Here is a 26,275-nt window from a genome sequence, read left to right on the forward strand (position 1 = left end):
GATGGAGATGATGTCGCAGCGTTTTGGCCCCATCAATGTGGTCGGTATCGTTGGTGCCGGGATAATGGGTACTGGCATTGCCGAAGCAATGGCTGCTGCTGATCTTAAAGTTTATCTGTTCGACCAGCTTCCCGGCAAAGCTGAAGCTGCGAAACAGGAGCTTTCAAAGCGTCTGTATAGCCGGGTTGAGCGCGGAAAAATCGAAGCGAGCAAAGCTGCTGGCATTCTGGATCTGATTGTCTCTATCGATGCCTTCAACGATTTGGCTTCGACCGATCTGGTCATCGAAGCCATCGTCGAAGATCTCGCGGTGAAGCGCGAACTGATCGCATCACTGGAAGCACATCTATCGCCGCAGACGATTATTGCAACAAACACATCGTCTTTGTCCGTCACCGCAATTGCTGGGAAAGCTGAAAATCCACAGCGAATAGCCGGGTTTCATTTTTTTAATCCCGTTCCGCTGATGCGGGTTGTGGAAGTGATCAAGGGTGCTCTGACAGATGATGCGGTCCTTGAGTGTCTGAAAGAACTGGCGGATCGGATAGGCCATCGACCCGTAATGGCCGCCGATACACCGGGGTTCATCGTCAATCATGCGGGCCGCGCCTATGGCACTGAAGCACTTGCGATGATCCGCGAAAATATTGCCGATTTCACGACGATCGACGCTATTCTGCGTGATGCCGCAGGCTTCCGTATGGGGCCTTTCGAGCTTCTCGACCTGACAGGCCTTGATGTGTCTCATCCGGTCATGGAAGCGATTTACGGTCAGTATTATCAGGAGCCGCGTTATCGCCCGTCGGTGCTGACGCGCCAACGGCTCGATGCTGGCCTGCTTGGGCGTAAGAGTGGTCGGGGCTTTTATGATTATTCTGACGATTCAAAGCCTGTTGCGGCGAACAATACACAAGGTAGCCTGCCGAAATCTGTGACAATTATCGGAGATACACCCGAAAAAGCGCTGCATAAAGTTGCCGGGCTGGCGGGCGTTCAAATCAGTGATGATGCGAGTTCCAGTGCACTCGTTCTGATTGGTTTGATTGGTGATGATCTGACCTCGACAATCGTCCGCGAAGGCCTCGACGCTGCCAATGTCATTGGGTTTGATCCGCTATTCGGTATCGATAAGCATCGGACGCTGGTCGCTTCGCCGGGAGCGCGTGATGATACACGAGTGCAGGCTGTGGCTCTTGCGCAATCCGATGGTGTCAAAGCTTCGCTCGTCGAAGACACATGCGGAACGGTTTGCCAGCGCGTGTTGGCGATGATCGTGAATATTGCGGCCGACATCGTTCATCAGAACATTGCATCAGCAGATGATCTTGATGCTGCGGTGCGGCTGGGGCTCGGTTATCCGTATGGACCACTCGAATGGGGTGACAGGATCGGTGCGGATATGATTGTCCGTGTTCTCGATCGCATTCATGAAAGAACCGGTGACCCGCGATATCGCGCCAGCCTATGGTTGCGCCGCAGGGCCGAACTGAAACTGCCATTGGCAGAATACAATTAGGGAACCTTATCATGGCCGAAAAAATTGACCTGAAACCGTCTGCGCCCTGGTATCGGCTCAATGTCACGGAAGATGACTGGCGCGCTGCAAAAGCCGGTGATCTGCTGAAATGGTATAGCCAGATGAAGCTCATCCGGCGCTTTGAAGAAAAAATACTCGACTTTGAAAAAGCTGGACTTGTTCACGGGCCAGCTCATGCCAGTATCGGTCAGGAAGCCGCTGCAGTTGGCGCCATGTCGATGCTTGGCTCAGACGATCAGATCAATGGCACCCATCGTGCGCATCATCAGGTCCTCACAAAGCTGATCAACGCACAGACGCCATCAGATTTCGATATTCTTCAATCTGATTTTACCGACGACATGAATGATGCCGTCTATCGCCTGATGGCTGAGATCATGGGGCTTAATCCCGGATATTGCGGTGGGCGTGGCGGGTCCATGCATATGCGTGATGCAGCCTCGGGTATTGCAGGAACGAGCGCTATTGTTGGCGGCAATATTCCGCATGCCGCCGGTTATGCGCTTGCTGACAAGCTTCTTGGCAGAAAAGGCATATCGGTCGCTTTCTTCGGCGATGGTGCTTCGCTGCAAGGTGCCACTTATGAAGCGATGAATATCGCAGCACTTTACCGGTTGCCGGTCATTTTCTACGTCGAGAATAATCTCTACGCCGTGTCCACCCACATTCAGGATGCCACCCGCGAAACACGTATCGCATCGCGCGGTCCGATGCTCGGTTTTGCAGGCATTGAGTGCGACGGGATGGATGTTGTCGCCGTTCATCAGGCCATGCGCGATGCCTGCCGCATCATCGAAGAAGACGGCGGCCCTGTCGTCATCGAAGCGCAATGCTATCGTTATCTTCATCAGAGCGGCAGCAAGGCTGGCAGCGATTTCGGCTATCGCACGGGTGACGAAGAGGAAGAGTGGAAGCGTCGCGATCCGATTGCGCAGGCAGAGCGATGGTTAAAGGAACTCGGTATTGCAGGCGATGCCGAACTTGCCCAGATCGATGAAAAAGTCAGCGCTGCGGTGCAGGTTGCTGGCGGACGCCTGACAGAAGCTGCACCCGGCAGCAATGTGTTGCGTATCCCAGAGGCTTTATGGCCATCGCCGGAGAGCGTCGATGAAGGCATCCTTGGAGATGGCAAAGAATTTTCGGACGCCCGTTTTCGTGAAATAGAAGACTACTCCCCAGACGAGCTGGAAAAGGTACGTTTTGCGGCTGCCGCGTCTGATGCCCTTGGCCGGGCGATGGAGAAAGATCCCACAATTATCGTCATGGGCGAGGATGTTCATCGCTTTGCCGGTGGTGTGAGCGGTTTCACCAAGAACGCACTTGAACAGTTTCCCGGTAGAGTTCTGGCGATGCCGATTGCTGAAAATGGCTTTACGGGTGTCGCGTTGGGGGCAGCATTGCGCGGGCTGCGGCCTGTCGTAGAAATCATGTTTGGTGACTTCTGCTTCGTTGCAGCCGACCAGATCGCAAACGGCATCTCAAAAGTCCGGCACATGTTCGGTGATGGCTTTCCGGTGCCGATTGTCCTGCGCGTTCGTGTGTCGCCACACACCGGCTACGGTTCGCAGCATTCGGGCGATCCATCGGCTTTGTTTGCCATGTTCCCGGGTTGGCGCGTCGTGTCACCAACCAATTCCTTTGACTATGTCGGGCTGATGAACAGCGCACTAAAGTCTAACGATCCTGTGGCCATCATCGAACATGTCGAGTTTTACCAGCGCGAGAGCCTCCTACCCAAGGATGATCGCGATTATTGCATTCCCCTTGGAAAGGCGCGGATCGTCAGATCAGGTTCGGCATGTACCGTGCTTGCCACTTCGGTAATGGTGCAGGCCTCGGTTAAAGCTGCAGATGAATCCGGTATTGATGCCGAGATTATCGACATGCGCAGCCTCGATATGACCGGCATCGACTGGGAGCTTATTGGCCAATCTATTGCGAAAACCAATCGCGTGGTGATTACCGAGCAGGTGGCGAGCGGGTTGTCTTTGGGACGGCATTGGGCCGCAGAAATCCAGCGGCGCTTCTTCAACGATCTTGATCACGAAATTCTTCATGTGACGGGCAGTCTGTCGTCGCCTGTGGTTTCACTGGTCTTGAATAAGGCGGCTCTCGGGTCGGCGGAAAAGGTTCGGGCGGCGCTGGAGCAGATCACGCGTACCGCCTGATGGATTGATCATAAAAAGAGAAAAATGAGGAACAAAATGAAAAATGGGAAAACGGGACTTAATCGCCTTCTAACTGTGAATTTCAAAAGCCTGATGATGGCAGCAACGCTATTGACTGCTGTACCGGCGGCCTATGCGCAAAATGCGGATTCATTGGTGATCGCGCGTAATATGGACATTAACTCGCTCGATCCGCACAGGACCTTCTGCGACACATGCCAGATTTACGATTCGGCAGTCTATGAAGGTCTGTTGTCGCTGGACAAGGACAATAAGGTTATTCCTGTTCTTGCCGAAAGCTATGCAGCAAATGGTGATCAGACCGAGTTTACCTTCAAGATCAATGCGAAGGCCGTATTTTCTGATGGTTCGAAAGTTGAAGCCAAGGACGTCAAATGGTCGTGGGAACGCCTGAAGAATGTTAAGGGCAGCCCGTCGTTTCTCGCCGATACAATCGACTCCATAGAAACGCCTGATGAAGCAACGGTTGTTGTAAAGACGAAGGCACCCAACTCGGAATTCTTCAATGTGGTGGCTTCGCCGTATTTCGGTATCGTAAACAGCAAGGTTGCGACCGCAGAAGCGAAGGCTGTCAACGGTGCGGATGCTGCCGAAAAGGATAATGCTGAGGCCTGGTTCCTGGCCAATTCGGCCGGTAGTGGGCCATTCGTTCTGGCTGCGTATGAACCCAATTCCGAACTTCGTCTGAAGCGAAACGAGAAGTATTGGCGCGAAGCTCCGAAGGTTGCGGAGGTCGTGATACGTCAGGTGAAGGATGCGGTTGCACAGGCGCAGATGCTTGAAAATGGCTCTGCTGATATCGCAATGCAGATCGATCCCGAAACTGCCAAGACGATCCGCAATCCAGATGTGAAGATCGACTCCATTCACTCCTATAACTTTATTTACATCGCGCTCTCACCGGGTGCGAAGTCGAATGAAGTGCCGCTGACACCTGAAGTGCGCGAGGCAATTTCCACGGCGATTGATCGGGAAACATTGCTCGATTTCATGTTGGGTGACAAAGGCCAGTTGATTGGCGCAGCAATTCCGATCGGCTTTCCGGGTGGCGCGGACCACAAAATCCCTGAATACAATCCAGACAAGGCCAAGGAACTGCTTGCGAAGGCAGGACATCCTGATGGCTTCAAGCTTGAAGCAACCTATCCGAACCTCAATGTTTATGGTGTGGATTTCACGCAGATGATGCAGAAAATCCAGCAGGATCTGTCGAAGGTTAATATCAAGGTTGAATTGCAGCCGGTTTCTTTCGCCACCTGGCGTGAAAAGGTGAATGGAGACGGTACACCACTGACAGTGGTTTACTATGCACCTGATTTCTACGGCACATCGCAATATGTCGATGCTTTCGGTCTGGCTAAAGGCAGTCTGTGGGCCAAGCGCGCTGGTGAGGCACGCGATCCGTCATTCGTAATTGGCGACATCCAGCAGGTCATGGCCGATGCTCTTAAAGCGCCTGCCGATGAGGCGGGTAAGGTCTGGTTTAAGGCTGGTGAGAAAATGGCCGCTGCCAATGTCATCATTCCGATGCTGAGCCCGGATGTCATTCTGGCTTACAACAGCAAAGTGAACGGTGTTCGCTATTCTGCCTGCTGCAACTTGCCATTGGCTGAAATTTCACTCGCCAAGTAAGCTGATTACCTGAAACAGAAAAGGCCGGAGAACATTCTCCGGCCTTTTTCATTTTATGCCGATTTTATCAGCGAACCGAACTTGCAAGTTCGCTGAGGATGCGCAGCGACAGGCTGCGTTTTTCAAGATGAGGCATGTGCCCACACGCTTCAAATGCATGGAGAGCGACATTATCGGGTAGATTGCGGCTATGTTTGAAAGGCAGGATGCGATCCTGTTTTCCGAAGATCACGCGGACTGGTATCTCCAGCGAGGCAAGATCGTCTGTGATCGAAATTGTCTGCGTTCCATCGGCAAAAAAGCGCTTTGCAAAGGCTGCCATAGCGTCGCTCAGGTGCTGATTCTGTCGCTGTTGCACGACAGCAGAAATGAACGTTTCTGAGATAACGTCTTTTGCATGAACCAGCTCATGCAGCCATGGGGTGACGCTCTCTCTCGATTTGGCGTGCACGAAGTTCTCGACAAATCCCACGTTAATTTCAGGACCAAGACCTCCGGGTGCAAACAGCCCCAGAGCGCGTATGTCGATATTGCCCCGGGTTGCCAGCCTTGCGCTGACGGCTGCGCCAAAGGAGTGTCCCACCATAATGGTTTCCGCGAGATTGAGCTGCCTGATGGTGGCTTCCACGAGGGCGGCTACTGCATCAAGGTCTGCAACCGCATCCAGTGGGGATGCTCCATGTGAGGGCAGATCGATGGCGAGCAAAGGTTGCTGCCATTGGCTTCCGGCGAAAAGTCCGCGCCAGTTGTTATGATCGGACGCGAAGCCGTGCAGAAGAACCAGCGGTATGCCTTCGCCCTTGCGCAACCAGACGGCGTTCAGGACTGTCTCGCCCGGAGAAAGGCTCTGTTTGCCGCTATTTTGCCGTGGCAGAACATTGCCAGTCTCCATCGCAGCAATGATATCTTTCTTTTGTATGCGCCCGCTCGGACCACTGCCATTGATCTGTGAAAGATCAATTCCGGCATCACCAGCGAGGCGTTTTGCAAGTGGTGTTGCAACGGCTCTGCCGGTCTGTGTGGTGTTTGAACGGATATCCGGTGCCGACAGCGCTGAAACTTCATTTGTTTGAGCGATTTGTTTGGCAGTGGTTTCCGAGGCGGGTTTTGGTGAGGCGACGGACATAGCTTCGCCTTGTAAGAACAAGCTGGCAACACTCTGGCCAACGTCTATCTCATCGGAGGTCGACATCATGAGAATCTTCAGCGTTCCGTCGTGTGGGGCATCGACTTCCACGACCGTTTTATCGTTGTCGATTTCAAACAGCAGCTGCCCTTGTCGGACAGCGTCACCGTCCTTTACATGCCAGCGTGAGATTGTGCCGGAATTGGTTTCCAGACTGACTTTTGGATATAGAATATCGGTGGCCATGATATTTCCTGCAACAATCTGCTACGTCGCCGCTGGCGATGTTTAGGGTAAGGAAGTGTGTGAAAGCGCGTTTGTCTTGCCGATCAGCCGGTCTTGCAGCTCAAGGGTCAGCTGTTTGAGCGCTGGTCCGATTTCGGCATAGCAAACATCGCGTGGTGCAATGTCGGTTATGCCGCCGCAGGTGATCGCAACGAGCTGGGTGCCATCTGTCGGTCGAAACGGAATTCCAACAGCATTGATATAGCTGTACCAGTCGCCGCATGAGGCGACGAAGCCATCCTTTGCAAAGTCCTCAAGCGCTTGATTTGTCAGGCGGTGGATTTTCTCAGCATGTTCTGGTTCAGCAGCGATCATTTGCTCGAGAAGAATGTCGCGTTGCCCTTCTTCCATGCCGACATAATAGGAAAGCCCCATGGCCGTACGCCAGATCGGCAATCTTGAGCCTACATTCAGGCGCAGCGAGACTGGGTTTTCGGAACGGGCATTGGCGATATAGACCATTTCGCGCTGCTCACGCAGGCCCATGGCAACAGCAACCCCCGTTTTTTCCGCAAGCCTTCGCATCAGTGGCATGGCCATATAGACAACAGCGTTCGAGCTCAGTCCCGAATAACCAAGCGAAATTGTTGCAGGGCCGATGCTGTAGCGTCCCAGATTATCGTCATAATTGAGGTAGCCGAGATTGACGAGTGTCAGCGTCAAACGCGAAATAGTAGCCTTCGGCAGTCCTGTACGGTCAATAAGCTCCTGATTTCCAAGAGAAATATCATTGGGGGTGAAGCTGCGCAAAATCTCCAGCCCTCGAACGAGGGCACTGGAAACCTGAGCGCTGTCTTTATCGAGGTCCACTGAACTGTGCTTCGCTCTTTTCTTCACGTTGTCTCCTGGACGATGTTGTCGATTTCAGTTTGCAGGATTGCCGTTCCAGAAAATGAAATTTAATTTCATTTATATTGACGGCGTCAAATTTGCTTGTCAATACTATGCGCAAGGACGCACAAAAACTGCGCCAGATTTCCAGAATGGGAACCGTGCATGTCAAATTATCTCTTTAAGCGCCTAATTGCGATGCCATTTCTAATTCTGGGCATCGTCACTATGGCGTTTGCGCTCACCACGATAACCAAAGGCGATCCGCTTACATCGATTGTGGCGGAGCAGCAGATGAATAATCCAGAGGTTGTGGCCGCTGCGAAAGCGAAGTGGGGGCTCGATCGGAGCCTTCCCGAGCGCTACGTCATCTATCTGAAAAACCTTGTGACCGGGGATATGGGAACGTCTTTCGTGACGAAGCGCCCTGTCAGTACGGATCTCATGGCGCGTTTACCCGCCACGATGGAACTGGTTTTGTCAGCAATGGCTATAGGCTCTGTCGTCGGCATCCTGTTGGGGATTCTGGCGGCATATTATCGCGACAGCGCTGTTGATCATGTGGCGCGTCTCTTTGCACTATTGGGTTCGTCGCTACCTGTTTTCTGGTTGGGTCTCGCTGTTCTGTTTATCTTTTCAGTGAAGTTTGAGCTGCTACCCGGACCAGGTCGGCTTGATCCCCGTATGGCACCACCTGTCGCTCTGACCGGTTTCATGACCATCGATAGTCTGCTTGCAGGAAATTTTGCAGCATTCAAAAATGCAGTCGCTCATCTCATTCTTCCAGCAACTGTGCTGGGCTGGACGGTTGCTGGCACGATCTCACGTCTGGTACGCGCCAATATGCTTGATGTGATCGGGCGGGAATTCATTCTGACTGCACGCGCGAAGGGCGCTGGTGAATTCCGGGTCGTGTTCCGCCATGCTCTTCGCAACATTCTTGTGCCGGTTCTTACGGTCATCAGCTACTCGTTTGCTTATCTGATTACGGGTGCTGTGCTGACCGAAACAATCTTTGCCTGGCCGGGAATGGGGTCCTATGCGGTTGAAGCAGCCCGGTCGCTCGACTTCCCGGCAATCATCGGTGTGACCATCGTTGGCGGCGTTATGTTCCTTGTGACGAACCTTCTGACCGACGTCGCCTATGTTCTCGCAAATCCACGCGTTCGACTGGGATAGGGGGAACAAATGGTTGCAACTGTAAACGCCGCACCGCGCCACTTCAGAATACCGCGCTGGCTTACCTTGCCGGTCGCCATCGGGATCGTGGTTGTTGGCTTCTGGATTCTCGCGACATTTTTTGCGCCTTACATGACGCCGTATGATCCGCTGGATATGGTAGGACGTCGTCTGCAAGCGCCGAGCTGGTCACACTGGTTTGGTACAGATGCTCTTGGGCGCGATGTGCTGACGCGAACGCTTTATGGAGCAAAGCACTCACTGCCAATCGCTCTTGTGGTGGTGGCGAGTGCCGTCATTATCGGCGCATTTGCGGGTGCGATCTCCGGTTATAAGGGGGGGGTGATCGGCTCTGCAATCATGCGGTTGGTCGATATCACACTATCTTTTCCACCGATGCTGTTGGCCATGGCAGTTGCCGCTTCGCTCGGACCCGGTCTCGAAAACGCTGCCATTGCAATGGTTATTGTTTGGTGGCCTGTTTATGCACGGCTGATGCGCGCTCAGGTGCTGGAAGTGCGTGAACGTGAGCATGTGGAAGCGGCTATTGCATCGGGCGCAAGCAGCACGCGTGTTCTCATGAAGCATATTCTGCCGCTTTGCTGGACCCCCATATTGATCAGCGCCACGATGGATCTTGGCCAGGTCATTCTGCTCGCAGCCTCACTCAGCTTTATCGGGCTGGGTGCAACGCCACCGACGCCGGAATGGGGCTCGATGATCGCGGAAGGTGCCGTCTATTTCTACAATTGGTGGATCGCCATGGGTCCGGGAATTGCCATCCTGACAATCGTTCTGGGGTTCAATTTCATCGGCGATGGTCTTCGTGACTATTTCGACCCGCGTTCGAAGTGATTGGAGAGCAAAATGACAAATCCAAATGAGAGCGCCAGTCTGTTTCGGGTTGAAAATTTGCGCGTCGGCTTTGGCCGTGACGGTACAGTGCTTGATGCCGTCAGAGGCATCAATCTCGAATTGAAACGACGCGAGGTTTTGGGAATTGTCGGCGAATCCGGTTCCGGAAAATCCATCGGGATGCTGGCTTCTATCGGACTAAATCCACCAAATTCAAAAGTGACGGGCTCGGTCACTTTTCTGGGTGAAGAGCTGGTCGGCAAATCGCGCAGAGAAATGCGAAGCCTGCGCGGTTCGAAAATTGCCATGATTTTTCAGGACCCGCTCTCGTCGCTTAATCCGGTGATGAAGATCGGAGATCAGCTGATTGAAGCATTGCAGCTTCATCAACGAAAACTGAGCCGTAAGGCTGCAATGGCGCGCGCTATCGAGTTGCTCGAGCTTGTTTCCATCCCGCAACCGGATCAGCGGGTAAAGCAGTATCCGCATGAGTTTTCGGGCGGGATGCGGCAGCGTGTCATGATTGCCATGGCAGTTGCCAATGACCCCGACCTGCTGATTGCCGACGAGCCGACAACTGCGCTCGACGTGACTGTGCAGGCACAGATTATGGCGGTCCTGCGTGAGCTGCAAAACAAGCTGGGTCTGGGGTTAATTCTCATCACGCACGACTTGGGTGTGCTTGCGGGTCATGCCGACCGCGTTGCGGTGGTCTATGCGGGCGAAGTGGTTGAAGAAGCCGATGTTTTCGAACTTTTCGATAATCCCCGCCATCCCTATACGCGCGGATTGATTGCTTCGATCCCGACGCTCAGCGACAGCGGTGGCAAGCTTTATTCCATTGAAGGGGCGCCACCTGTTTTGGGTGCGTTTCCAACCGGCTGCGCCTTTCATCCGCGTTGCGCTCATGCGCAGGATATCTGCAAAACAACACCACCCGCATACCAGCATTTCGGACGTCACATATCGGCATGCTACTTTGCTGACAGCCTGCCTGCATATCAACGCAAGGCCGATATGCCGGTCACGAAAGAGGCCGCACTATGAACCCTGATTTTTCATCACAGACGGCAACTCCATCCTTATCCGATGCAGCTCTTTCGGTTCGTAATCTTCGAAAGTCATTTCCGATCAAAGGTGGAACGGTCTTTCAGCGTGACATTGCCGAGGTGAAAGCGGTCGACGATATTTCGTTTGATCTGGCGAAGGGCGAAACCCTTGGTTTGGTCGGGGAATCTGGTTGTGGAAAATCCACACTGGGGCGCTGTCTGCTGCGCCTGATTGAGCCGAGCAGCGGTGAGGTTCTGTTTCAGGGACAAAACGTGGCGCAGTTTTCGCCAAAAGAAATGCGTGCGGCGCGCAAGCATCTGCAATTTGTGTTTCAGGACCCGTTTGCTTCACTCCATCCGCGTATGCGGATCGAGGAAAGCATCGCTGAACCTCTGCGTATCAGCGATTTGTCACAGCAGCAGCGCAAAGAACGTGTGCAGGAGATGTTGCGGCTGGTCAGGCTTAACCCCGAGCACGGCAAGCGGTATCCGCACGAGCTTTCCGGTGGTCAGCGTCAACGTGTCGTGATTGCGCGAGCCTTAGCACTTAATCCGCAGGTCATGGTGCTTGATGAGCCGGTTTCGGCGCTCGATGTGTCCGTGCAGGCTGGCGTTCTGAACCTTCTTCAGGAAATTCAGGCCGAGTTTGGGACTTCATATATTTTCATTGCCCATGACCTGTCGGTTGTCCGGCATATCTCGCACACGGTCGCGGTCATGTATCTTGGACGTATCGTTGAAAAAGCCCCGGCCAGCGAACTCTATAGCCGCCCGCTTCATCCCTATACGCAGGCTTTGATGTCGGCGGTGCCGCTGGCTGACCCGGTTATTGAGCGAAAACGACAGCAAATTCTCCTGAAAGGCGATGTGCCAAGCCCGATCAATCCGCCGTCTGGTTGTCCGTTCCGTACGCGCTGTTTCAGGGCTGAAGCGATCTGTGCAGAGATCAGACCGGAGCTTGAGATGCAGGGAAATGGCCATGGTGTGGCCTGCCACTTTCCGCAGGAATGGCGATCATAACAGTAATTCCGCCAATGAATTTTGGCTATCGGCTCCCGCCATTTGCGGGGTTGTTTGAGAAGGACGTGACCTTGACAATAATGAATGAACTGAAGGTTCCGGCTCAGGGCGATAGTAACGCTGCCCTGCCATTGGCTGGAATAAAAGTTCTCGATCTCTCTCGCGTTCTTGCCGGTCCCTGGGCCACGATGAGCCTCGCTGATCTGGGCGCCGAGGTCTGGAAGATCGAGAATATTCAGGGTGGTGACGACACGCGTGCATGGTCCGTTCCCAATTATAAGGGGGCTAGCACTTATTTTCTCTGCGCGAACCGCGGTAAGAAAAGCCTGGCGCTCGATTTAAAATCACCTGAAGGCCTGAAAATTATTTACGAGTTGGCAAAACAGGCTGACGTCGTCGTCGAAAATTTTCGCGCCGGAACCGTCGAGCGCCTCAAGATCGATTACGATACTCTGAAGGCGCTTAACCCTGCGCTCATCTACTGCTCCATTTCCGGCTATGGTCAGACTGGACCTGAAGCTCAGCGCCCGGGTTATGATTTTGTGGTTCAGGCTGAAAGTGGCTTGATGTCGATAACCGGACAAACCGACGGTGAACCGATGCGTATTGGTGTCGCCATGACGGATATTGTTGCCGGGATGGTCGGTACACAATCCATTCTTGCGGCACTTTATCAGCGCAAAACCACTGGTGTCGGGCAGTTTGTCGATATTTCCTTGTTTGAATGCGCGCTGAATACGCTCATCAATATCGGCAGCGCGCACCTGAATGGCGGTCACGTACCCAAGCGCTTTGGCAACGCGCATCCCACGGTCGTTCCCTATCAGATTTTTGAATGTTCAGATGGTGCTTTTGCGCTTGCGGTTGGCAATGATCGCCAGTTCGCTATCCTTTGCGAAAAGATCATCGATCTGCCTGAACTTGCAGCAGATGAACGCTTCAAGACAGCAAGCGGTCGCGCCTTAAATCGGGTCGATCTGATCCCGCCTATGGCAAAACGCTTCTCCACCAATACCCGCGAATTCTGGATGGCTGAGTGCCTGCGAGCGGGTGTTCCCGCCGGCCAGGTGAAAACCGTTCCTGAAGCTTTTGAAAGCCCGAATGTGCTGGCGCGCGAAGTCGTGCAAACCTTGGAGAGCCCTTATCTGGGGCCGGTATCTCTGGTGCGGCCAGCACAGGGGTTGGAAGCCCAAAAGCAGGCATCTTACAAAGCACCACCGATGCTGGGTGAGGACAGTGTTTCTATTCTGGAGAATGTTCTCAGCATGGACAAGGTCAAGCTGGCTGAGCTGATCGATGCGGGCGTCATTCACCAATACCAGCCGACAGTTTAAGAATAGGAGAGAGCGATGGGAACTCAGGTTGAATATTCCGACGTGCAGCTCTTCATTGATGGAAAATGGCGTGATGGGTCGCGTGGCGAGACGATAGAGGTTCTAAATCCTGCCACCAATGAGGTCATTGGGCATATCGCCAAAGCCACCACCACTGATCTTGATGATGCATTGACTGCTGCCGATCGCGGGTTTGAGATTTGGCGTAAGGTCTCGGCCTTTGATCGCTATAAAGTTTTGCGAAAGGCGGCTGATATCTTTCGCAGTCGTGGCGAAATCGTAGCCCATTTGCTGACGATGGAGCAGGGCAAGCCTCTGGCGGAAGCACGCACCGAAGCTGCGGCTGCCTGCGATTTGATCGATTGGTTTGCAGAAGAAGCGCGCCGCAGCTATGGGCGCATTGTCCCGCCGCGTTTTGCCCATGTCATGCAGTCCGAGGTTAAGGAACCGGTCGGGCCTGTAGCGGCGTTCACACCATGGAATTTCCCGATCAATCAGTCGGTTCGTAAAATATCGGCAGCACTTGCTGCTGGGTGTTCTATTATTTTGAAAGCTGCGGAAGATACGCCTGCTGCTCCAGCCGAGTTGGTGCGTGCTGTTGCTGATGCTGGTTTGCCAGACGGCGTCATCAATCTGGTTTATGGCGATCCGGCGGAAATTTCATCTTATCTGATCTCTCATCCGGTTATCAAAAAAGTATCGTTCACCGGTTCTACGCAGGTTGGTAAGCAGCTCGCGGCATTAAGCGGCTTGCATATGAAGCGGGCGACGATGGAGCTGGGCGGGCATGCGGCGGTCATCATCATGGCAGATGCTGACGTTGATCAGGCGATCAAGGTAGCGGCTGCGGCAAAGTTTCGAAATGCGGGACAGATTTGTATCGCACCAACTCGATTTCTGGTCGAAGAACCGGCTTACGAACGGGTCATTGAGGGACTTTCCAACTATGCAAGCGCGTTGAAAGTTGGAAATGGTCTGGATGCCGAAACGACCATGGGGCCGCTGGTCAATGCGCGCCGGGTCAATGCTATGGAACGCTTGATAGGCGAAGCACAAGAACACAACGCCGCTGTGGTTACAGGTGGTGAGCGCATCGGTAATCGCGGCAATTTTTTCCAGCCAACCGTACTGGCCGATGTGCCGCGCGATGCCGCAATCATGAATGAAGAACCGTTTGGTCCTGTGGCTCTTCTCAATAGTTTTCAGACACTGGACGAGGCGTTGAGTGAGGCTAATCGGCTTAACTATGGCCTTGCGGCCTATGCATTCACCGGATCATCAGCCAATGCCGCGAAAATCTCATCGTCCGTGCGCAGCGGGATGATCACCATCAATCATTATGGTCTGGCTCTGCCGGAAGTGCCATTCGGCGGCATCAACGATTCCGGTTACGGAACCGAAGGTGGTGCCGACGCGCTGGATGCTTACCAGAATACGAAATTCGTTTCGCATTTGCAGGCCTGAATGCGTCCAGAATTTTTCCAGAGCCAAGAGACTTCATAATGAGTGACGCCTATATTTGTGACTATGTCCGTACGCCTATCGGTCGCTTTGGCGGTTCGCTTTCGTCTGTAAGAGCGGATGATCTCGGAGCTATTCCGTTCCGATCATTGATGGCACGCAATGCATTGGTCGACTGGGAAGCCGTCGACGATGTTATTTTCGGCTCAGCCAATCAGGCAGGCGAAGACAACCGCAATGTCGCACGCATGTCGCTGCTTCTTGCTGGATTACCCGAGAGTGTATCCGGCACCACCATTAATCGCCTGTGTGGCTCAGGCATGGATGCGGTTATCAGTGCCGCGCGTGCAATCAAAGCGGGCGAAGCGGAGTTGATCATCGCAGGTGGCGTCGAAAGCATGAGCCGCGCCCCATTTGTGATGCCGAAGGCCGATGCTGCATTTTCCCGTAAAGCGGAAATCTTTGATACAACAATCGGCTGGCGCTTTGTAAATCCGCTGATGAAAAAGCAATATGGCGTCGAATCCATGCCGGAGACCGGCGAAAATGTTGCTGAAGATTACCAGATCTCACGTGAAGATCAGGATGCCTTTGCGCTGCGCAGTCAGGCGAAAGCTGCCGCAGCACAGGCCAATGGACGTCTTGCGCAAGAAATCGTCTCAGTAAGCATTCCGCAGCGTAAAGGCGAACCGGTCGTTGTGGATAGGGATGAACATCCGCGTGCCACCACGATGGAAGCACTTGCAAAGCTGGGCACGCCTTTTCGAGACGGTGGCACTGTGACGGCAGGCAATGCATCCGGCGTCAATGATGGTGCGGCGGCGTTAATCATTGCTTCTGAGGCGGCTATTCAGAAATATGGCCTGAAACCTCTTGCACGTATCGCTGGTGGTGCGGCGGCCGGTGTTCCGCCAAGGATCATGGGCATCGGCCCTCTGCCTGCCACACAAAAACTTCTGACCCGGCTTGGGGTCGGGATTGATGCGATCAATGTGATTGAGCTTAACGAAGCGTTCGCGTCGCAAGGGCTGGCCGTTCTGCGGGAACTCGGAATTGCTGATGACGATAGCCGCGTCAATCCAAATGGTGGAGCAATCGCATTAGGGCACCCGCTGGGCATGTCAGGCGCACGCATTACAGGTTCGGCGGCGCTTGAACTTTCACTGACTGGTGGCCAATACGCATTGGCGACAATGTGTATCGGTGTTGGGCAAGGGATTGCGATAGCGCTGGAACGAGTTTGACCCAGCGACGCGAACTCTGCACTTAAGTTTGTCTCACCACTTACACGTCCTCGGCACCAGATCGGCTGATGTGGCGCTTCAACAATGCTGCCGCGAATTCGAAATCCTTATTCTCGATGGCGTCCAAGATACCCAAATGGTCTGTACAGGCCTTGCGAATACGTTCTTCGCCCAAACGGTCGAAGTCAGAATACTCCGTCATACGGCGCAGATGGTTCTGCCAGCGGACGGATTGCGTGAAAAAGCGATTGTTTGCCCATGAAACGATGGTTTCGTGAAAGTTCGCATTGGCATTGAACCAAAGGTCCCGGGTGAGGCTTTGGAGCGGCAATACGAGTATTTCTTTTTGCTCACGTTGTAGCGCAGCAAGTTGGTTCGGATCAGGGAAATAATCGGTTTGTGAAAGCGCCCCGCACTCAATCACCAGACGGAAGGCATAGCTTTCGTTGACAGCCCGCTCATTGTCGAGGGATTCCGCAAATCGCCAGCCATGGCCAGGCAGGCGCTCCGCCAGACCTTCGGTTGCAAAGCGCATCAATACACGCCGGACCACACCGCGCGTCGCACCGAGTTGGTCCGCAAGTTCTGCTTCCGAGACTTCATCTCCGACAACACCAGAGGCGCGTGAACTCATCAGACGTCTGTAAAGCTCTTCCGCCTCCGAGGGTGGCAGCAGCTTGTCGTTGAGTTCGTCCGGTTCAGGAAGGCGATGCAGCTGGTAGCCGCGATTTGGGGTCTGACTCACAATACCTTGTTGCACCAGCAGGTTAAGCACCTGTCGAACGGGCGAACGCGATACGCGAAGCTCCTTGGCAATCGCCGCATCAGACAGCCGATCACCAATATTCCAGCGAGCGGCGGATATGAGCGAGACCATTTTATGCGCAACTTCCGCCTGAAGGCTGCTCAGACCGGATTCGCCCTCTGTCGATCTCCTAACGTTCATATTCACGCCCAACACCCCCTGAATGTGCGTTCTCCCATGAATGTAAGTTCAAAGAATACGGGATATTTCGCAATAGGCCATTTCTTTCTCGTAATGCCTATCCCATTGGAATGACAGGCTGACTCTGCATGTGATGGGTATAAATCAAATTGTTCCATATTCTAATAAAAAACTGTTGACTCCGCAATGATTGAATGTGAATTGTATTAAGAAGATGCAAAATACAAAAAATGGAACGACAATGTCTATTACCCCATTTCCTTTCATTACAGTTTCTGGTGCACCGGAAGAGCGCGGTCGCCAATATGGGGTTTTGGCTGCAGAGCGCATCCGGCGGAGTGCTGGCCTTTACTCAGGCACACTTGATGCGTTCGGTCTTTCGCCTGAGCGTAAACAGAGCCTGATTGAGGATTTCGCCGGACGGATCGAAGAATTCGATGCTTCTTACGTCGAGGAAATGCGCGGTATCGGCAAGGGGGCAGACGTTCCTTTCGAGCAGATCGTCATGATCAATGCGCGTACGGAAGTCGTTGCGATGGCACGTGCGGAAACGGGTGCACCTGATCCGGAAGAGCAGGATGATGGTTGCACTGGCGCTCTCATCATGCCTGCAAAAAGTGCATCGGGTAATCTGGTGCATGGCCAGAACTGGGACTGGCGTTCGGAGTGTGTGGAAACCGGAATTGTGCTGCGTGTCCGCAACAATAGCGGTCCAGATTTTGTTACTTTTGTAGAGGCTGGTGGTCTGGCGCGTAGCGGCTTTAACGAAGCCGGTATCTCGATCACTGCCAATTATCTCGAATGCGAGCGCGACTATAAGAAGCTGGGTGTTCCGCTGGGATTAGTACGTCGCAAGGTGCTTGAGCAGGAGCACTTCGCCAAGGCGATCAAAGCAGTGGCCTCAACGCCAAAGTCTTGCTCAAACAACATCATGATCGCGACAAGCGCGGGCTTTGGTATCGACTTCGAATGTGCTCCGGATGAATCCTTCCCGATCCTGCCGGAAAACGATCTGATCGTTCATGCCAATCATTGGGTGAGCCCGATTGCGCTGACAAAGTTGCGCGATACCGGCATTCCATATGTGCCGGAAAGTTTCTACCGCGATTGGCGCGTACGTCAGTGTCTTGAAGCGCATGGCGGCAAGATTGGTCGCGCTGAACTTAAAGAGGCACTGTTTGATGACTTCCTGACACCTTATGCCGTGTGCCGTCCACCACGACCCGGCAACCACGACAATATCACGGCAACGGTTGCCATGGTGGTGATGGAAGCAGCTCTTGGCATGATGGAAATCGCGCCCTTGCCGGCATTGAATCGACAGTTCGCAACCTACTGTCTGCAGGATTATACGCCGCTTCCTTCCGATGCCGCGCCGCGCGCAAAATCCCTCTTTATCGAAGGCTAAAGAAATGCTGCGCTTTGCGCTCTCCAGAATAGGCATGGCCATTCCAACATTGCTGATCGTGGCAGTGGCTGTGTTTGTGATTGTCCGGTTGATACCGGGCGATCCTGCGGCCCTGATGCTGGGCGATTCTGCGGATGCGGCGACATTGGCTGCCTTGCGCGAACAGCTGGGGCTTAATCACAGTATTCTGACCCAGTTTCTGATCTGGGGTGGCAATGTTTTGCATGGCGATCTTGGTGTTTCCATTGCCAATCAGCAGCCAGTGTTGTCGCTGGTTCTGGAGCGGTTTTCCGTCAGCGCGCGTATTGTATTGTCTGCAGTGGTACTTTCCACGCTCGTCGCTGTTCCACTTGGAATGATTGCGGCGTGGAAGCAGAATAGCCTGACGGATCTGACACTTGTGACCTGTGCCACATTGCTGTTGTCGATCCCCGCTTTCTGGATGGGCTTGCTTCTGTTGCTCGCTTTTGGCCTGAAACTAGGCTGGTTGCCGATTGTCGGCTATGTCAGTTTTGGCGAGAACCCGTGGAAGGCTTTCCTCTATCTGGTGCTGCCAATCACAACGCTGTTTCTGCATGAAATTGGCGTCATCCTGCGCATGGCGCGAGCATCAACCCTTGAAGTGCTGAACCTTGATTACATCACGCATGCGCGTGCCAAGGGCCTCTCGGAAGCGACGGTCATGTGGCGCCATGCCTTTCGCAATGCATTCGGTCCCACCTGGACATTGCTTGGTTTGATCCTCGGAAATCTTCTTGGTGGCATTGCTGTAGTGGAAACGGTTTTCACCATTCCGGGTCTCGGCAGGCTTCTGGTTGATGCGATTTTTGCCCGCGATTATCCGGTTATTCAGGGCTGCTTGCTGTTTACAGCCTGTGTTTATGTGCTGGTCAATCTGATCGTGGATCTTCTCTATCCGTTCTTCGACCCGAAGGTGACGGCAAAATGAAAAATATCTCTCTCAACGCACTAATTGGTGGAACATTGACTGCAACGCTGCTGACGATAGCAATCGTTGGTTCAGTCTGGACACCTTATAATCCGCTCGCGCTCGACTTTTCGGCACGTCTTGCATCGCCAAATGCTGCACATTGGTTGGGTACGGATGAGTTTGGACGTGATCAGCTAAGCCGCCTCATGCAAGGCGCATCAGCCAGCGTTTCCATCAGCGTTTTCACAGTCTTTCTCGCCACTTTGGGTGGGGTTTTGATTGGTGCGACCAGTGGCTTTCTGCGTGGCTGGTTCGACCGGTTGCTTATGATGGTCAATGATGCGCTGCTGGCGTTCCCCGGCATCTTGATGGCTCTTGGTCTTCTGGCAGTCTTTGGTGCCAACAAGAACGGCATCATCCTCGCACTGGCTCTGGCTTATATGTCATCGGTTATCCGTGTTGTGCGCGGTACGGTGTTGAGCCTGCGTGAAAGAGAGTTTGTCGAGGCATCCCGCGTTATGGGGAACTCGGAACTTTACACGATGGTGCGCCATATTCTGCCCAATTGCCTTGCGCCTGTTCTGGTCATGGCGACGTCTATGTGCGGCTGGGCAATTCTTGCAGAAAGCTCGCTCAGCTTTCTGGGTTTGGGTGTGCCGCCGCCAGCACCCACATGGGGTAACATGCTAGCCGGAAGCCGGAATTTCATTGAGCAGGCCGTGTGGCTTGGCATTTTTCCAGGCCTTGCAATTTCGCTGTCGCTGCTCGGTATTAATCTTCTTGGTGACGCGTTGCGCGACCGCCTCGACCCACGCATGAGGAAGCGTTCATGACTTCCGCACCACTGCTCCAAATCGATGATGTAAGCCTGCGCGTTGGCGACAGCACGCTGGAGATTGTCAAGCGCGCGTCCTTCTCCATCAAGCGTGGTGAAATCCTTGGCATTGTTGGTGAGTCCGGTTCTGGCAAGACAATGCTCGCACGTGCGATCATGGGGTTGGTGCCGTCATCGATCAAAACCAGCCACGGTGCGATCCGCTTCAAGGGGCAGAATGTTTCCGCGATGTCACAGACTGCTTTGCGCGGTCTGCGCGGTGATGGCATCGCCATGATCTTTCAGGAGCCAATGACGTCGCTCACTCCATCATTGACCATCGGTCGACAGCTTGAAGAAGGGCTTGAGCTCCACTTTCCGGCGGAGAAGGCACAACATGCCGACTGGATCAGAGCCATGTTGCAGCGTGTTGGTATCACCGATCCTGATCGTGCAGTCCTGGCGTTTCCGCATGAGTTTTCCGGTGGGATGCGCCAGCGCATCATGATTGCCTGCGCTATGCTGATGCAGCCCGATCTGCTGATTGCCGACGAGCCGACAACGGCGCTCGATGCAGTTATCCAGCGGGAAGTCATGGAACTGCTGGTCGATCTCACGCGTGAGCGCGGCACGACCGTTCTTCTCATCAGCCACGATCTTCCGATGATTGCGCGTTACTCCAATCGCGTTGTCGTCATGCGTCATGGCGAAGTGGTTGAAACAGGCGATACAGCAGATGTTCTCGCAAAACCCCGGCATGAGTACACTCGCAAGCTCCTTTCTACATTGCCGGTTCGCGGACCTGCGCGTGTGATTCCACCGGCTGAGCCGTTGATCAGTGTGCGCGATCTCGTTGTCGACTTCGAGGGTCGCGGTGGCTGGTTCAAAAAAGCGAACGGTAAGCGCGCTCTGCATGGCGTGACCATCGATGTTTTGTCAAATGAGGTCGTTGCAGTGGTTGGTGGTTCGGGTTCGGGCAAGACCACAGCCGCGCGCGTTATGGCCGGATTGATTAAGCCAAGCGAAGGTAAGTTGCTGTTCAAAGGACAACCAGTCGAAAGACGTTCAGCGCATTATCAGGATTATCGCTACCACACACAGATGGTGTTTCAGGATCCTTATTCATCGCTCGACCCGCGTATGAAAGTAGGCGAACTGGTTGGTGAGGCGCTGCGGTTTTCAAGAGAACTTACTTCGCCTCAAAAGGCCGAGCGGGTTCGCGAAACACTGGAAGATGTGGGGCTCGGTGGTGATTATGCCAGTCGTTATGCTCACGAAATGTCGGGTGGCCAGCGCCAGCGCGTGGCGATAGCGCGTGCACTTGCGCGCCGTCCGGCTTTTGTGATTGCCGATGAAGCCGTCTCGGCACTCGACGTCACGGTGCGGGCGCAAGTTCTCGATCTCTTTGCAAAGCTTCAGCAGAGCTATGGATTTGGTTGTCTGTTCATCACCCATGATCTGGGCGTGGTGGAGCAGATTGCGGACCGTGTCGTGGTCATGAATGAAGGACGCATCATCGAGCAGGGAACGCGGGATGAAATATTCGACACGCCGCAAAACGATTATACCCGCCGTCTGTTATCAGCCATTCCGATGCTCGAATTGACAGGCGAGGGCGGCGTCAAACTGAAGTGGCGTGGCGACGGTACACATACGAAATCCGGGGAGGAGGGCGGTCATGTCCATCATTGAAGAACAGCCTGTAACCAAGCGGCAGGGCCATGGCAAAAAGCTCAGTTTCTATGATTTTGGAGCGACAACTTTCTTTGCGAGCCAGTTTGATCAGCGGTTCAGCTACTGCCTTTATGTGCCGGAAGACTATGATGAAGACGGTACGGAAACACACGAGCTGATCGTTATAATTCACGGCACTGGACGCACCGCGGCGCAATATCGCGATCATTTTGCAAATTTTGCGCAGAAGAACCGCTGCATTGTGCTGGCACCGCTGTTTCCTGCGGGCATTGTCGTGCAGGGCGACCTCGCCAATTACAAGCGTATCGAGTTTCACGGTATTCGCTTTGATCTCATTCTGCTGTCGATGATTGATGAAGTGGCGGCCAAATATCGCCTCAAGAGTAATCGCGCGATCATGTATGGCTTTTCTGGCGGCGGGCAGTTCTGCCAGCGCTTTTTCATGCTGCATCCGCAACGGCTCAAGGCCGTATCCATAGGTGCACCCGGCGTCGTGACACTGCTCAATCAGGATTATGACTGGTGGACGGGCGTGCGCGATGTTGAAGCGCGTTTTGGTTGTCGTATTGATCTTGAAGCGATGAAAGCGGTGACGGTTCAAACGGTTATCGGCGAGGAAGATACTGCAACCTGGGAAATCGCCATTCCGCGCGACAGCGCCTTCTGGATAGATGGTGCAGATTTGCAGGGCGATTGCCGTATCGACCGTATTGAGGCGCTGGCCCGGTCTTTCGAGACACATGGCATTGCAGTTCGCAGAGACAGAGTGCCGGGCGTGGCACACGAGCCTTTCAAAGTGCTGGAACCTGTCGAAGCGTTCTTCGCAGATGTTCTGAGGTCGCAAAACTGACCACGCCACAAAATCAAAAATAAAAAGGGGAAATCAAAATGTTCAATCCAACTTCACTACGCTCAGCGTTCAGCATCGCGCTTCTTGGCCTCTGTGCCACATCCTTTCAGGCAAAAGCCGCAGATGACGAGACTTTACGCGTGGCCTTTCACTCCGATGTTGCAAGCATCAATCCGGGCGTGAACCGAGACGCCAATGCCGATTTGGTCGTAGCGCACATTGTGGAGGGTTTGGTTGCCTATGGCGATGATCTGGCGATCAAGCCGATGCTGGCGGAAAGCTGGACTGCAAACGCTGATCACACGGTCTATGATTTCAAATTGCGCAAGGGTGTGAAATTCCAGAACGGTAAAGACCTGACTGCCAAAGATGTTGTCTGGAACTTCGAGCGTTATCTTAAACCTGAAACGAGTTTCCAGTGTGTGAACCGCTATAACGGCAAAGTGGATTCTGAATTGAAGTCGATAGAAGCTGTTGATGACGGCACTGTGCGCTTCAACTTCGCATCGCCTGCGCCAAACTTCATCATCACCATGGCGACCATTCAGTGCACGCCATGGATTTTAAGCCCTGAATCCGTTGATGCCGATGGTAAGTTTGTAAAGCCGATTGGCACTGGTCCTTATGCCTTTTCCAAGTGGGAACGCGGTCGTTTTCTGGACCTGAACCGTTTTGACGATTACGCAGCACTATCTGGCGCAGCGGATGGTTTGGCCGGCAACAAAAAGGGTCACGTAAAGACCATTCAGTTCATGACTGTTCCGGATGCAAGCACACGCACGAATGGCTTGCTTTCAGGTGAAATCGATTTCATCGATGAAGTAGAGCCAACTATCGTCAAGGATCTGGAAGCGAAGGGCATGAAGGTCAATGTCCAGCAGACACTTGCATGGATGGTGCTTCAGATCCAGTCGGCTTCTGACAAGCTCAAAGATCCACAGATGCGTCAGGCGATAGCGCATTCCATCGACCTTAATCAGCTGGCTGCTGCTATTGGTGAAGGTATGTATACGCCGAACCCGTCGGTCATCGCACCAAATACGATCTATTCCGACAATCAGGCGGCGGCCTGGCCTGCTTATGATCCCGCCAAGGCACAGGAACTGCTGACCAAGGCTGGATACAAGGGCGAGTCGATCAGTCTTCTGGTTGCCAACCGCCAGAACCGTGTGCAGGTCGCCACCATCATTCAGGCATTCCTCGCGGGATCTGGTATCAATGCGCAGCTCGAAGTGCGTGATTGGGCGACACAGCTCGATCAATATCGTCGTGGTGCATACGAACTTGCAGTCTTCGCTTATTCCGCACGTCTCGATCCGTTGTTGTCTTTCCAGTCGATGATCGGTGACAAGAAGGTCGACGCTGCACGCCAGTGGGATGACGCCAAGGCAGAAGAACTTCTCAAACAGGTTTCAGTCACGAGCGATGTTGAGGAGCGCAAAAAGCTCTTCAGCGAACTTAACAAACTGATGGCCGAGCAGGTGCCGATCCTTGGCCTCGTCAATCTGCCTTCTATCACCGCATCTGGCCCAAAAGTGAATGATTATAAGGGCTGGGCTGGCGACACGGGCCGTTTCTGGACGGTTAGCAAGGCGCAGTGACACGCTCCGTTTCTAAAGCTTAGCACATCAGGATAGTCTCATGACGTCTACATCGTTTGATTATACCCGGACCGACGCGGTTGGTCTGGGAGAGGCCATTCGCGCCAAAATTCTGTCGCCGCGCGAAGCCGTTCAGGAAGCATTTGCAGCAATTGATCGCTGCAATCCTCAGCTCAACGCAGTCATCCACGAGATGCGCGATCAGGCCGAAGAACAGCTTAAAGCACTGCCGGAAGGGCCGCTCAGTGGTGTTCCGGTTTTGCTGAAGGATGATTGCCCTTCCTATGAAGGGGCGGCCATGTCTTTTGGTTGCCGGGCGGCTGAAGGCAATATTTCGCAGCGCGATCATGAACTGGTCAAGCGCTACAAGGCTGCGGGTCTGGTCGTTGTGGGAAAGACCAATCTGCCTGAGTTTTCCTGCAATATTGCAACGGAATCCTCTCTGCACGGTCCAGCGCTTAATCCATGGGACGTTCAGCGAAGCATTGGGGGGTCATCTGGCGGTGCGGCGGCAGCGGTTGCGGCACGTATGGTGCCGGTGGCCTACGGTAATGACGGAGCGGGTTCGATCCGTATTCCTGCATCCTGCAGCGGGCTTTTCGGACTTCGTCCATCGCGTGGGCGTGTCCCATGCGGTCCAGTTTCAACGGAAAACTGGGGCGGGATGGTCAGCCACCACGTGCTGACGCGTTCTGTTCGCGACTCCGCAATGATGCTCGATCTGACAGACGCGCTAGAGCCGGGTTCACTTTATGCTGCACCGGTAAAGACTGACCTCTTTGTTGAAAGTGCCAAAACCGTGCCGCGTAAGCTGCGCATCGGGGTTTGGCAGCAGTCCGCTCTTCGTGAACATCTGGATGATCATGCTGCCACAGCGCTCGAGGCGACAATTGCGTTGTGTGAACAGCTTGGCCACAAAGTCGTTTCCGTTCAACCAGATTTTGACGGTGCTCAACTGGCAGATGCCGTGAAAAAATTGATTGCTGTCTACACAGCGATTGAAGTGGCTGATGTTGCTGCGACGATGGCAAAGCCCGCCAATGATCGATACTTCGAGCCTTCAAATCTTGGACTAGCCACCTATGGCGATAGTTTGGCGGCAACGGAAGTCATTCAGTCGCGTTTGACGGCAAACAGCACGGCGCGCAGTTTCGGTCGTCTTTTTGAAGGATGCGATGTGGTGCTAAGCCCGGTTATGCCGGTTGCATCCTTTCCGCTTGGAATGCTCGACGTGCGCTCGCCTGACTGGGAAGTCTTTGTTCGGCAGTTTCTGGAACTCACAGCTTTCACACACCCGGTCAATGCCGCTGGTCTGCCAGCGATGAGCGTTCCACTTAATGAAACATCCGATGGCTTCCCTGTTGGCAGCCAGTTCATTGCACCTTACGGGGCGGACAACCTGTTATTTGAACTCGCGGGCCAATTGGAAGCCATGTGCCCATGGTCTGATCGACTACCCGCAATTCACGCCTGAAACCAAGAGACAAACGATGCTCTATACAAAGCCCTATTTCCAGCCGGCCGACATGAACGAAGTTTTCGATCTTGTTGACAGAACGGTGCTCGGCACTTTGATCACCAGCCATGAGGGCGGTGTCGCAATTTCACATCCGATCTTCATGATGGATAGAACAAGAGGCGAGAGCGGTACACTTGTTTCACATGTTGCAGCATCCAATGATCATGTTGAGTTTCTAAAACGCGGACTGCCGTCTATCGCAATCCTGATGGACGCTGGTCACTATGTTTCCTCATCCTGGTATCCCGGTTATCCGGAAAGAGACAGTGCGCCGACATGGAGTTTCATGGTTGCTCACATTCACGGAACACCGAAAATATTGTCGGAAGCGGCGACTGCGAAACATCTCCACGAACTCGTCAAACATATGGAAAAGGGGCGCGATAAGCCCTGGCAAATGAAGGAACTGGGCCCCGGTGGCCTTGAGCGCCGTCTGCCCAATATCGTCGGCTATGAGATGCCTATTGAGAAGCTGGAGATCAAGTTCAAGCTCGGTCAGGACGAGCGATCGGCGGATATGAGTGCTGCCGTCAAAAAGCTGCGTGAAGAGGGGCGCGATGATGTGGCCGAAATGATGGCGCGTCACTGCAAGCTTTAGAAAAGTAAGTGGGGGTTTTGAGTTTGTGATGGAACGCAATGTGCCATCACATTTAGTCGAATACCCAGCATTCACAGCCATAGCGGGCGGCCGGTTTTAGCGAGTTCCGACAGCTTGTTCTCAGAACGACGGAAAGTCTCTTTCCGCCGAAAAACTCCTATTGTCAAAAAT

At 53.6% G+C, this 26,275-nt stretch carries 21 protein-coding genes; 18 read left to right on the top strand and 3 right to left on the bottom strand.

Annotated elements, in window-relative coordinates; genetic code table 11:
• Position 1: 1 nt before the first annotated feature.
• From CEV32_RS07695 to CEV32_RS07705, 3 genes are all read left to right on the top strand, one after another.
• Complete coding sequence (locus CEV32_RS07695) at positions 2-1,516, top strand: 3-hydroxyacyl-CoA dehydrogenase (RefSeq protein WP_094575866.1); 1,515 nt, start codon at positions 2-4, stop codon at positions 1,514-1,516.
• Positions 1,517-1,527: 11 nt separating this feature from the next.
• Positions 1,528-3,705, top strand: coding sequence for a dehydrogenase E1 component subunit alpha/beta (locus CEV32_RS07700; protein WP_094575868.1), 2,178 nt, complete (start codon positions 1,528-1,530; stop codon positions 3,703-3,705).
• Between the two features lie 93 nt (positions 3,706-3,798).
• Entirely contained in the window at positions 3,799-5,358 is a 1,560-nt protein-coding gene (locus tag CEV32_RS07705; RefSeq protein WP_094576463.1) for an ABC transporter substrate-binding protein, read from the top strand.
• Between the two features lie 67 nt (positions 5,359-5,425).
• Here CEV32_RS07705 and CEV32_RS07710 read toward each other — a convergent pair whose 3' ends face one another.
• The gene (locus CEV32_RS07710) at positions 5,426-6,730 is read right to left on the bottom strand and encodes an acetoin dehydrogenase dihydrolipoyllysine-residue acetyltransferase subunit (protein ID WP_094575870.1); all 1,305 of its coding nucleotides are present in this window, start codon (positions 6,728-6,730) and stop codon (positions 5,426-5,428) included.
• Between the two features lie 42 nt (positions 6,731-6,772).
• Entirely contained in the window at positions 6,773-7,606 is an 834-nt protein-coding gene (locus CEV32_RS07715; RefSeq protein ID WP_094575872.1) for an IclR family transcriptional regulator, read from the bottom strand.
• Positions 7,607-7,765: 159 nt separating this feature from the next.
• Here CEV32_RS07715 and CEV32_RS07720 point away from each other — a divergent pair, with 159 nt between their 5' ends.
• The 7 genes from CEV32_RS07720 (at position 7,766) to pcaF (ending at position 15,742) form a co-directional block, all read left to right on the top strand.
• Positions 7,766-8,779, top strand: coding sequence for an ABC transporter permease (locus CEV32_RS07720; protein WP_094575874.1), 1,014 nt, complete (start codon positions 7,766-7,768; stop codon positions 8,777-8,779).
• 9 nt (positions 8,780-8,788) lie between these two features.
• Positions 8,789-9,634, top strand: a complete 846-nt coding sequence (locus CEV32_RS07725; RefSeq protein ID WP_094575876.1) for an ABC transporter permease — start codon at positions 8,789-8,791, stop codon at positions 9,632-9,634.
• Between the two features lie 12 nt (positions 9,635-9,646).
• Positions 9,647-10,681: an ABC transporter ATP-binding protein gene (locus CEV32_RS07730; protein ID WP_094575878.1), complete on the top strand. Its 1,035-nt coding sequence runs from the start codon at positions 9,647-9,649 to the stop codon at positions 10,679-10,681.
• On the top strand, positions 10,678-11,703 hold the full coding sequence (locus tag CEV32_RS07735) for an ABC transporter ATP-binding protein (RefSeq protein ID WP_094575880.1): 1,026 nt from the start codon (positions 10,678-10,680) through the stop codon (positions 11,701-11,703). Before CEV32_RS07730 ends, CEV32_RS07735 begins: the two co-directional genes overlap by 4 nt.
• Positions 11,704-11,783: 80 nt before the next feature.
• Complete coding sequence (locus tag CEV32_RS07740) at positions 11,784-13,037, top strand: CaiB/BaiF CoA transferase family protein (RefSeq protein ID WP_094576465.1); 1,254 nt, start codon at positions 11,784-11,786, stop codon at positions 13,035-13,037.
• 15 nt (positions 13,038-13,052) lie between these two features.
• Positions 13,053-14,501: an NAD-dependent succinate-semialdehyde dehydrogenase gene (locus CEV32_RS07745; protein WP_094575882.1), complete on the top strand. Its 1,449-nt coding sequence runs from the start codon at positions 13,053-13,055 to the stop codon at positions 14,499-14,501.
• 38 nt (positions 14,502-14,539) lie between these two features.
• Entirely contained in the window at positions 14,540-15,742 is a 1,203-nt protein-coding gene (pcaF, locus tag CEV32_RS07750; protein WP_094575884.1) for a 3-oxoadipyl-CoA thiolase, read from the top strand.
• Between the two features lie 40 nt (positions 15,743-15,782).
• Here the strand turns inward: pcaF and CEV32_RS07755 are convergent, their stop codons facing one another.
• Positions 15,783-16,688 carry a GntR family transcriptional regulator gene (locus tag CEV32_RS07755; RefSeq protein WP_094575885.1) on the bottom strand — a complete coding sequence of 302 codons (906 nt, stop codon included), beginning with the start codon at positions 16,686-16,688 and terminating at the stop codon, positions 15,783-15,785.
• Positions 16,689-16,929: 241 nt separating this feature from the next.
• Between CEV32_RS07755 and CEV32_RS07760 the strand changes: the two genes are divergently transcribed.
• The 8 genes from CEV32_RS07760 to CEV32_RS07795 are packed head-to-tail and all read left to right on the top strand — an operon-like array spanning position 16,930 to position 26,104.
• Positions 16,930-18,096 carry a C45 family autoproteolytic acyltransferase/hydolase gene (locus tag CEV32_RS07760; RefSeq protein ID WP_235818766.1) on the top strand — a complete coding sequence of 389 codons (1,167 nt, stop codon included), beginning with the start codon at positions 16,930-16,932 and terminating at the stop codon, positions 18,094-18,096.
• Between the two features lie 4 nt (positions 18,097-18,100).
• Entirely contained in the window at positions 18,101-19,045 is a 945-nt protein-coding gene (locus tag CEV32_RS07765; protein ID WP_094575889.1) for an ABC transporter permease, read from the top strand.
• Positions 19,042-19,860 (top strand): ABC transporter permease, encoded by an 819-nt coding sequence (locus tag CEV32_RS07770; protein ID WP_094575892.1) that lies wholly within the window; start codon positions 19,042-19,044, stop codon positions 19,858-19,860. Before CEV32_RS07765 ends, CEV32_RS07770 begins: the two co-directional genes overlap by 4 nt.
• The gene (locus CEV32_RS07775) at positions 19,857-21,533 is read left to right on the top strand and encodes a dipeptide ABC transporter ATP-binding protein (RefSeq protein WP_094575896.1); all 1,677 of its coding nucleotides are present in this window, start codon (positions 19,857-19,859) and stop codon (positions 21,531-21,533) included. The genes CEV32_RS07770 and CEV32_RS07775 overlap by 4 nt, the downstream gene beginning before the upstream one ends.
• Positions 21,520-22,386: a hydrolase gene (locus tag CEV32_RS07780; protein ID WP_094575899.1), complete on the top strand. Its 867-nt coding sequence runs from the start codon at positions 21,520-21,522 to the stop codon at positions 22,384-22,386. The genes CEV32_RS07775 and CEV32_RS07780 overlap by 14 nt, the downstream gene beginning before the upstream one ends.
• Positions 22,387-22,424: 38 nt before the next feature.
• A complete protein-coding gene (locus CEV32_RS07785) occupies positions 22,425-23,987 on the top strand; it encodes an ABC transporter substrate-binding protein (protein ID WP_094575902.1) in 1,563 nt (520 codons plus the stop codon).
• Between the two features lie 40 nt (positions 23,988-24,027).
• Positions 24,028-25,461 carry an amidase gene (locus CEV32_RS07790; RefSeq protein ID WP_094575905.1) on the top strand — a complete coding sequence of 478 codons (1,434 nt, stop codon included), beginning with the start codon at positions 24,028-24,030 and terminating at the stop codon, positions 25,459-25,461.
• 16 nt (positions 25,462-25,477) lie between these two features.
• Positions 25,478-26,104: an FMN-binding negative transcriptional regulator gene (locus CEV32_RS07795; RefSeq protein WP_094575908.1), complete on the top strand. Its 627-nt coding sequence runs from the start codon at positions 25,478-25,480 to the stop codon at positions 26,102-26,104.
• Positions 26,105-26,275: the final 171 nt, after the last annotated feature.

It is taken from the genome of Brucella rhizosphaerae, from assembly GCF_002252475.1.
Classification (GTDB): Bacteria; Pseudomonadota; Alphaproteobacteria; order Rhizobiales; family Rhizobiaceae; genus Brucella; species Brucella rhizosphaerae.

Excerpts from the sequence above, each read along its gene's own strand:
- CEV32_RS07770 (WP_094575892.1), top strand. The coding sequence starts at position 19,042 with ATGAAAAATATCTCTCTCAACGCACTAATTGGTGGAACATTGACTGCA.
- CEV32_RS07735 (WP_094575880.1), top strand. The coding sequence starts at position 10,678 with ATGAACCCTGATTTTTCATCACAGACGGCAACTCCATCCTTATCCGAT.
- CEV32_RS07725 (WP_094575876.1), top strand. The coding sequence starts at position 8,789 with ATGGTTGCAACTGTAAACGCCGCACCGCGCCACTTCAGAATACCGCGC.
- CEV32_RS07700 (WP_094575868.1), top strand. The coding sequence starts at position 1,528 with ATGGCCGAAAAAATTGACCTGAAACCGTCTGCGCCCTGGTATCGGCTC.
- CEV32_RS07740 (WP_094576465.1), top strand. The coding sequence starts at position 11,784 with ATGAATGAACTGAAGGTTCCGGCTCAGGGCGATAGTAACGCTGCCCTG.
- CEV32_RS07730 (WP_094575878.1), top strand. The coding sequence starts at position 9,647 with ATGACAAATCCAAATGAGAGCGCCAGTCTGTTTCGGGTTGAAAATTTG.
- CEV32_RS07695 (WP_094575866.1), top strand. The coding sequence starts at position 2 with ATGGAGATGATGTCGCAGCGTTTTGGCCCCATCAATGTGGTCGGTATC.
- CEV32_RS07720 (WP_094575874.1), top strand. The coding sequence starts at position 7,766 with ATGTCAAATTATCTCTTTAAGCGCCTAATTGCGATGCCATTTCTAATT.
- CEV32_RS07705 (WP_094576463.1), top strand. The coding sequence starts at position 3,799 with ATGATGGCAGCAACGCTATTGACTGCTGTACCGGCGGCCTATGCGCAA.
- CEV32_RS07785 (WP_094575902.1), top strand. The coding sequence starts at position 22,425 with ATGTTCAATCCAACTTCACTACGCTCAGCGTTCAGCATCGCGCTTCTT.
- CEV32_RS07775 (WP_094575896.1), top strand. The coding sequence starts at position 19,857 with ATGACTTCCGCACCACTGCTCCAAATCGATGATGTAAGCCTGCGCGTT.
- CEV32_RS07780 (WP_094575899.1), top strand. The coding sequence starts at position 21,520 with ATGTCCATCATTGAAGAACAGCCTGTAACCAAGCGGCAGGGCCATGGC.
- CEV32_RS07710 (WP_094575870.1), bottom strand. The coding sequence starts at position 6,730 with ATGGCCACCGATATTCTATATCCAAAAGTCAGTCTGGAAACCAATTCC.
- CEV32_RS07795 (WP_094575908.1), top strand. The coding sequence starts at position 25,478 with ATGCTCTATACAAAGCCCTATTTCCAGCCGGCCGACATGAACGAAGTT.
- CEV32_RS07745 (WP_094575882.1), top strand. The coding sequence starts at position 13,053 with ATGGGAACTCAGGTTGAATATTCCGACGTGCAGCTCTTCATTGATGGA.
- CEV32_RS07765 (WP_094575889.1), top strand. The coding sequence starts at position 18,101 with ATGCTGCGCTTTGCGCTCTCCAGAATAGGCATGGCCATTCCAACATTG.
- CEV32_RS07760 (WP_235818766.1), top strand. The coding sequence starts at position 16,930 with ATGTCTATTACCCCATTTCCTTTCATTACAGTTTCTGGTGCACCGGAA.
- pcaF (WP_094575884.1), top strand. The coding sequence starts at position 14,540 with ATGAGTGACGCCTATATTTGTGACTATGTCCGTACGCCTATCGGTCGC.
- CEV32_RS07790 (WP_094575905.1), top strand. The coding sequence starts at position 24,028 with ATGACGTCTACATCGTTTGATTATACCCGGACCGACGCGGTTGGTCTG.
- CEV32_RS07755 (WP_094575885.1), bottom strand. The coding sequence starts at position 16,688 with ATGAACGTTAGGAGATCGACAGAGGGCGAATCCGGTCTGAGCAGCCTT.